Source organism: Rhizobacter sp. P3_C12 (assembly GCF_056402735.1).
The window spans coordinates 1-5,727 of record NZ_JBFUGW010000342.1; the positions used below are offsets into that span (position 1 = coordinate 1).

At 66.4% G+C, this 5,727-nt stretch carries 8 protein-coding genes; 4 read left to right on the forward strand and 4 right to left on the reverse strand.

Annotated features, from left to right (window positions below; genetic code table 11):
• Nucleotides 1-545 precede the first annotated feature (545 nt).
• On the forward strand, nt 546-872 hold the full coding sequence (locus AC1DXV_RS30425; protein WP_477937178.1) for a hypothetical protein: 327 nt from the start codon (nt 546-548) through the stop codon (nt 870-872).
• Between the two features lie 78 nt (nt 873-950).
• Here the strand turns inward: AC1DXV_RS30425 and AC1DXV_RS30430 are convergent, their stop codons facing one another.
• Nucleotides 951-1,673, reverse strand: a complete 723-nt coding sequence (locus AC1DXV_RS30430) for a hypothetical protein (RefSeq protein ID WP_477869259.1) — start codon at nt 1,671-1,673, stop codon at nt 951-953.
• 184 nt (nt 1,674-1,857) lie between these two features.
• On the opposite strand from AC1DXV_RS30430, the gene AC1DXV_RS30435 reads away from it, so the two are divergent.
• Nucleotides 1,858-2,628, forward strand: a complete 771-nt coding sequence (locus AC1DXV_RS30435) for a hypothetical protein (protein WP_477937180.1) — start codon at nt 1,858-1,860, stop codon at nt 2,626-2,628.
• Nucleotides 2,625-2,945 carry a ribosomal protein L7/L12 gene (locus AC1DXV_RS30440; protein WP_477869263.1) on the forward strand — a complete coding sequence of 107 codons (321 nt, stop codon included), beginning with the start codon at nt 2,625-2,627 and terminating at the stop codon, nt 2,943-2,945. Before AC1DXV_RS30435 ends, AC1DXV_RS30440 begins: the two co-directional genes overlap by 4 nt.
• Nucleotides 2,946-2,996: 51 nt before the next feature.
• Here the strand turns inward: AC1DXV_RS30440 and AC1DXV_RS30445 are convergent, their stop codons facing one another.
• The 3 genes from AC1DXV_RS30445 to AC1DXV_RS30455 form a co-directional block, all read right to left on the reverse strand.
• Nucleotides 2,997-3,941: an AraC family transcriptional regulator gene (locus tag AC1DXV_RS30445; RefSeq protein ID WP_477869265.1), complete on the reverse strand. Its 945-nt coding sequence runs from the start codon at nt 3,939-3,941 to the stop codon at nt 2,997-2,999.
• Nucleotides 3,942-3,986: 45 nt separating this feature from the next.
• Entirely contained in the window at nt 3,987-4,688 is a 702-nt protein-coding gene (locus tag AC1DXV_RS30450; protein ID WP_477937182.1) for a DUF1579 family protein, read from the reverse strand.
• Nucleotides 4,689-4,761: 73 nt separating this feature from the next.
• Entirely contained in the window at nt 4,762-5,235 is a 474-nt protein-coding gene (locus tag AC1DXV_RS30455) for an Lrp/AsnC family transcriptional regulator (protein WP_477869269.1), read from the reverse strand.
• 103 nt (nt 5,236-5,338) lie between these two features.
• Between AC1DXV_RS30455 and AC1DXV_RS30460 the strand changes: the two genes are divergently transcribed.
• Nucleotides 5,339-5,727 (forward strand): RBBP9/YdeN family alpha/beta hydrolase (locus AC1DXV_RS30460; protein WP_477937184.1); only part of this gene is annotated, 389 nt, incomplete at its 3' end.

Consider the following 5,727-nt stretch of genomic DNA (forward strand, 5'->3'; position numbering starts at 1 on the left):
CGCGCAGGGGCCGGGCGCTCAGCGCCTGCTCGTCAAGCCCGCCAGGGAGTGATCCGCCAGCGTGTCGCACAGCACGTCATCGAGCGGTGTGGAGCAGCTGACTGAGGGTGATGTCGGTATGACCGCAAGTGGCCGATTGTTGCCAGCGGATGTCGGGGACGCCCGCAGGCTATCGTTGGACCTGGGCATGGTGCAACGCACTGGCATGGGAAAGGCGCTGCTGTGTGCGAGTGCTGGAGCGGCTTGGAGGGCCCAAATTTTTCCCGCGATTGAGCTGCGCGACTGCGCCAACGCTAGGCCATCGGACTGTGCGCGACGAGGCCCGATCTGTGGCAGCGATACACTACCGCTGCCAAGCCGGGGAGGTCGCCGAAGCGGTTTTGGTAGCGATGCTGTAAGTGGTTGATTTGCACGGAGGGCGGGTGATTGCAAATCCGTGTCGGTCGGTTCGACTCCGGCCCGCGCCTCCAGACATCGCTGATCACATCAGCCCGTTCAACGCCTCGCACTGCGAGGCATTTTTGTTTTTCCGAACACCGAGGCCGATGGAAATGACCACCTTTGAGGCGCTCAAGCTCGCGGCCGTGGGGATCACGCACCTGTTCTCGGATGCGTTGCACATTCACGTGGGGCTGTTGGTGCTGTTTGCCGCTGCCATGGTCACCAGGAAGCCCCTGGGTTCGCTGGTTCCCTGGTCGGTCGTCCTGGGCGTGCTCGCGTTCGGCGAAGTCATGAACATGCAGCAAGACCTTCGGAACCTGGGCCATTGGCGCTGGCAGCAAAGCCTGCACGGCCTCGTCAACGCTCTGGTGTGGCCAACCGTGCTTCTGTTCGTGGCGCGATCGCGTTCGTCGCTGCTTCCTCGCGGCTAGAGCGAGGTCCTGGGGATGCTGAACGAGTTGCAACGCCAGGCCACGCCGGCGCTCGTGACGGTTTCGCGCCGATGAGGGTCAATGCGTCAGCCACAGACCCACCGCCAGCAGGGTCGCCTGGACGGCCATGGCAATGTAGAGCGGGGTGCGGGAAGGCGTGGCGGCGTGCTGCAGCGTCTGGCCGATGCGCTGCCCGAGCAGCGCGCGCAACGCTGGATCAGGCGCTCCGGGTACAACGGCAGCCTCAGCCGCGCGGCTCTGCTGCCATTGCGCCATCAGGTCGGCCAGCGGCAGGCGGTTCACCGCGAAAGTGACCATGCCGCGCACGGCACGGCCCTGGCCCAACACCGGCGCCAATTGCCGGCTGATGGCATCGGCCGACACCACCTCCGACACTTTTTCCAGCGCGCCTTTGGTCCGCGGCATGGCTTCGATGCGTCCGGCAATCGCGTCCGTCAGGCGTTGCGACAGAGCTTCTCCATGACCCATCACGACTTGCTGGATGGCCCGGCTGCGGCCACGCGCCACGCCCAGCATCAGGTAGATCGGCACGAAGGCCAGCAGCAGCATGCCGACCAGCAATGGCGGCGAAAACAGCAAGGCAAGGATGGCGCCGGCGCCGCCCGCGTGCGCCCCGGCTGGCATGCCTGGGCCTGACAGCCGGCTCACGTAGAAGAAGAACACGCCACCACCCAGCAGCAAAGCCAGCAAGCTACCCATTGCGACAGAGCTGGCAAACGCCACACCCGCTTTGGCGCCGGTGCGCACCAGGGATGGCGCGGAGGAAGAAGTTGAGGACATGCACGGCCGCCTGAATCAAAGGCCGCATCATAAGTGGCGCACCAACTGCATTTCGCTCTGCAGCAGGCCTGCTCGCAGCACCAAGACCGTAGACTGGCCCGACCATGAATGACCAAGCTCATCCCATCGATTCCGGCACCCATGCCTCTCTTGCTTTCCGTGCATCACATTCGGAGCCTGGCCCATGGCGTTGACAACTGCGGGCCAGATCCTGCTTGCCAGCAGCGCGGTGTTTCTGGGTGCCTCGGTCTGGGTGGGGCGGCGCGTCTCGCGGCGCCTGCGACCCGGGGCGGGGACCAACGTGCTGGTGGTGGCCATCATCTTTGCGTTGATTGCCTTGTTCGTGCCCTTTAGCTATTGGACCAGCCAGGCGCTTTACTCCCTTGCCACCAAACCCAGGTACAGCGCGACCGTGGTGGGGCACACCTCCGAGTACCGCGACTATCAGGAAAAAGACTCCAGGGACCGCACGGTCACCCGGCAGCGCTTGATGCACACCGCCCAGGTGCGGTTCGTGGGTCCCGATGGTGAGCCGCTGGAGTTGCCGAGCTCGGTGGCATCGACCGAGGTTCCCCTCGAAGGGGCAGCGTTGACGGTGGTGTATGCCCCGGGGGACCGGGTGGCCGCCGAGCTCAGCGCCCGCAGCGTGGGCCTGTGGCTCGGGGCGAGCGTCATGCTGTTCATCCTCGGCTACTGTATGTGGGCCACGGTCTGGTACGCATTGGGCCATCCGATGAAAGGCGTGGCGGCCTTCGGCATGGCGTTCCTGTTCCGCTTTCTGTTGCCGGGCATCACGTTGCTGATGGTGCTGGCCCTGGGCTACTCGGCGCTCAAGTACTTCGCCCTGGGCAACCCGGACGACCATCCGCTGTGGGTCGCCTGTCTGTGCACCCTGTTCACCTTGGCGTTGCTGCCTCTGCTGGTGACACTGCTCACACCGAAAAGAACTCGATGACTGTCACCCCGAATCCGCTTCCTCCCCATGTGCTCGCTGCGCTGCGGGCCGGCAACAAGCTCGAGGCCGTCAAGTTGCTGCGCGAGGCAACCGGGCTCGGGCTGATGGAATCGAAGGATGTCATCGATGGATACCACGATGGAAACCGTTCGCACGCCGTCATCGCTTCTGCGGTGAACCCACTTCCTGAATCGAAGGCGGGCACAGGCGCACCGGGCGAAGTCTCCACATCGGGCGGTCGCATCTGGTATGTCGTCGCGGCCGTGGCGGTCGCCGCACTTCTCGCCAGCTACTTGCTGCGGAGTCTCGCGCTCTGACCCCGCAGGTCAAAGCTCCCCGCACCGCTGCGGGCCCCGTCCATGCGGGCGTCATGGTCGGTCGACTTGCGAGCGCAGCGTTCCCGGCGGCACGCCGAACAGGCGCTTGAAGGCGCGGCTGAAAGAGGCTTCGGACTCGTAGCCCAGGCGCTGGGCGATGTCCGCGACAGTCGATCTGCCATGACGCAGCCATGCGCCGGCCACGTGCATGCGCCAGTGCGCGAGATAGCGTGCCGGCGACAGGCCCACGGCGGTGGTGAAGCGTTCCGTGAAGACCGAACGCGACAGGCCGGCGATCTTCGCCAACGCCACCACCGACCAGAAATGACCCGGCTGTTGATGGATCGCCGCCAGCGCCCGGCCAATCGGTGCGTCCCGCGCACCCGCCAGCCATCCCTTCAGCTCTGCGGCGTGAGTCTCGGCCCAGCCGCGCACCATGGCCGTCACCACCGCATCGGCGAGCCGCGCCATCATGGTCGCGGCGCCAACACGCTGTGCGGCCACCTCGGCCGCCATCAGGGACAACAGCGTGGGCAGCGCCGGGTCGTTCGCGTCGGCACGCCGCAGCACCAGCACCTCGGGCATCAGTTGAGTGAGCGGATGCACGGCCGGCTCGTCGAACTCGAGCGCGCAGCAGACAATCAGCGAGCGCGCACCGCCACCACCGGCGCGCATGTTGTGCGTGGTCGGGCCGATCGAATCCTGCTCGAACTCCGCGAGCGGCCGGGCCTGCGTGGTGGGCGCGTCGGCGATCGCGTGGCCCGTGCCTCGCGGCAGCAATGCCACGTCGCCGGGGCCGATCCGGAAGGGCTCATGCGACGGCAGCCTCAGCCAGCACTCGCCGTCGACCACGAAGTGGAAACACACGCCGTCCTGACGCGGGATCTGGACGCCCCACGGCGCCGTCATGTCAGTGCGGCAGTACGACGCGCGCACCAGCCGCAGATCCTGAAGAACGGGGCTCAGCAGATCGAGGTCGGGTCGGGAGGAGCTCATGGCTGGGGAGTTTGCGCTTGCGGCGCCTCCATCAGGCCCCCGGGGTCACGGGCCGGTTCGCGTGTAGATCGCGCGGGTGGCGAGCGCCTCCGCTTTTCCTGGTGGCGTGAAGTAGAGCTCGATGACGTGGCGGTCCGGGYCTTCGATGCGTATCAGCGTGCGCATCGGGACCGTCTTGCCGACGAAGGCTTCACCCGCAACGCCTTGGTCGACGAAGCTGCCGAACAGGTCAATGCGTGTCTGCGGCCCCGATCCGGTGCTGCTGGCGTAACGCATCATCCCGGCGTTCGTTTCGTCGATCGTGACCCACTCGTAGCGCGCGGCCATGTTGTCGTAGCCCAGCCAGCCGCGACGCCAGTAGTGCGACTTTGCAAGCGTGCCCTCGGTCGTGTCCTCGAGGTAGCGGCCGCCGGCCACCCATTGGCGACGTGTGACGATGTCGTCGGAGGTGATCGGCGGTGCATCGGCACTGCGGCCGAGGGTCGCGTAGATGCCCATCTGCACGCGCCAGCTGCCTGCCAGGGGCGCGAGCGTGGCGTGGCCCGGGCCTGGTAGTCCGCGGCGCACCCATGCCGGCAAGTCGGCGGACGCCGCGACGGATGGCGTGGAGGCGCTCTCCTTGTCCTGGGCTTGCGTGGCTCCGATCGCCAAGCCGAGCGCCGCGATACCGATGAGCGCAGCGCGCATGCGCTTCCAGCAGATTTCCACAGGGTGCCTTTCGTGAACGCAAGCATCCAGTTTGCTCACCGACGCGTCGTCGGGCCATGGCCCTGCGACCGGTTTGCTTGGCCGTTCGTCCTGCGGCGACACACCAGACCGTTCAGCCTGCCGATTTCCCCAGCGCCGTGCTGACAGGCTTCGGGCGCTCGGAACGCAAGACGAGGGACGTGGTGACGGACCCGTAGCGCGCGACAGCGTCGACGATCCGCTCCAGTTGCGACGCCGAGGGGATGACGACCTTCAGGTGAAAGCAGTCCTCGCCCGTCAGCCGGTACACCTCGATGACCTCGGGCATCAGCGCAAACTGCTTCAGGCACGACTTGATGTGTTCGTGGGTGGTCCGCACGCGGATGATCGCCATCAAGCCGAGCCCGAGTCGTTCGGGATTGACGGTCGCTCGGTAGCCCTCGATCACGCCTCGCTCTTCCAGGCGCTTGAGGCGCTCCGATGTCGCGGGCTGCGACAGGCCGATGCGTCGTCCGAGTTCGCTGACGGCGAGCCTTCCGTCCTCCTCGAGAAGCGTCACGATCTTGATGTCCGTCGCATCCAGGCTCGCTGGTTGACTGTGGGCCATGGCACCTTGAATCCATCGGTTCGACGGTCCATTTTCCGATGGTTTGCCATTCCAGGCCGATGCACCTCGCCGCAGACTGGGCGCATCGGAAACGGAGGCATCGATGGAGAATGTTGTGGTCCTGCCGGGCATCGGTGGGTCAGGCGAGGCGCATTGGCAGAGCTTGTGGGAGCGCAGGCGGCCTCAGCTGCGCCGCTTCCAGCCCGCGAGCTGGGATCAGCCCGCGCTGGATGACTGGGTGTCTGCACTCGACAAGGCGGTCGCTTCGTCGCCTGCGCCGCCGGTCCTGGTTGCGCACAGCCTGGCATGCTTGCTCGTCGCCCACTGGAGCACGATCTCGCGCCGGGAGATTGCGGGAGCCTTCCTGGTGGCGGTACCCGATCCGCAGTCGTCCTCGTTCCCGCCAGCGGCGGCAGGGTTCGGTGGCGTTCCGGAGGGCGCCTTGCGCTTCCCGAGCTTGATCGTCGCCAGCACGAGCGATCCCTTCAGCAC

Coding starts and splice junctions, on each gene's coding strand:
- AC1DXV_RS30425 (WP_477937178.1), top strand. CDS start 546: ATGGAAATGACCACCTTTGAGGCGCTCAAGCTCGCGGCCGTGGGGATC.
- AC1DXV_RS30430 (WP_477869259.1), bottom strand. CDS start 1,673: ATGTCCTCAACTTCTTCCTCCGCGCCATCCCTGGTGCGCACCGGCGCC.
- AC1DXV_RS30435 (WP_477937180.1), top strand. CDS start 1,858: ATGGCGTTGACAACTGCGGGCCAGATCCTGCTTGCCAGCAGCGCGGTG.
- AC1DXV_RS30440 (WP_477869263.1), top strand. CDS start 2,625: ATGACTGTCACCCCGAATCCGCTTCCTCCCCATGTGCTCGCTGCGCTG.
- AC1DXV_RS30445 (WP_477869265.1), bottom strand. CDS start 3,941: ATGAGCTCCTCCCGACCCGACCTCGATCTGCTGAGCCCCGTTCTTCAG.
- AC1DXV_RS30455 (WP_477869269.1), bottom strand. CDS start 5,235: ATGGCCCACAGTCAACCAGCGAGCCTGGATGCGACGGACATCAAGATC.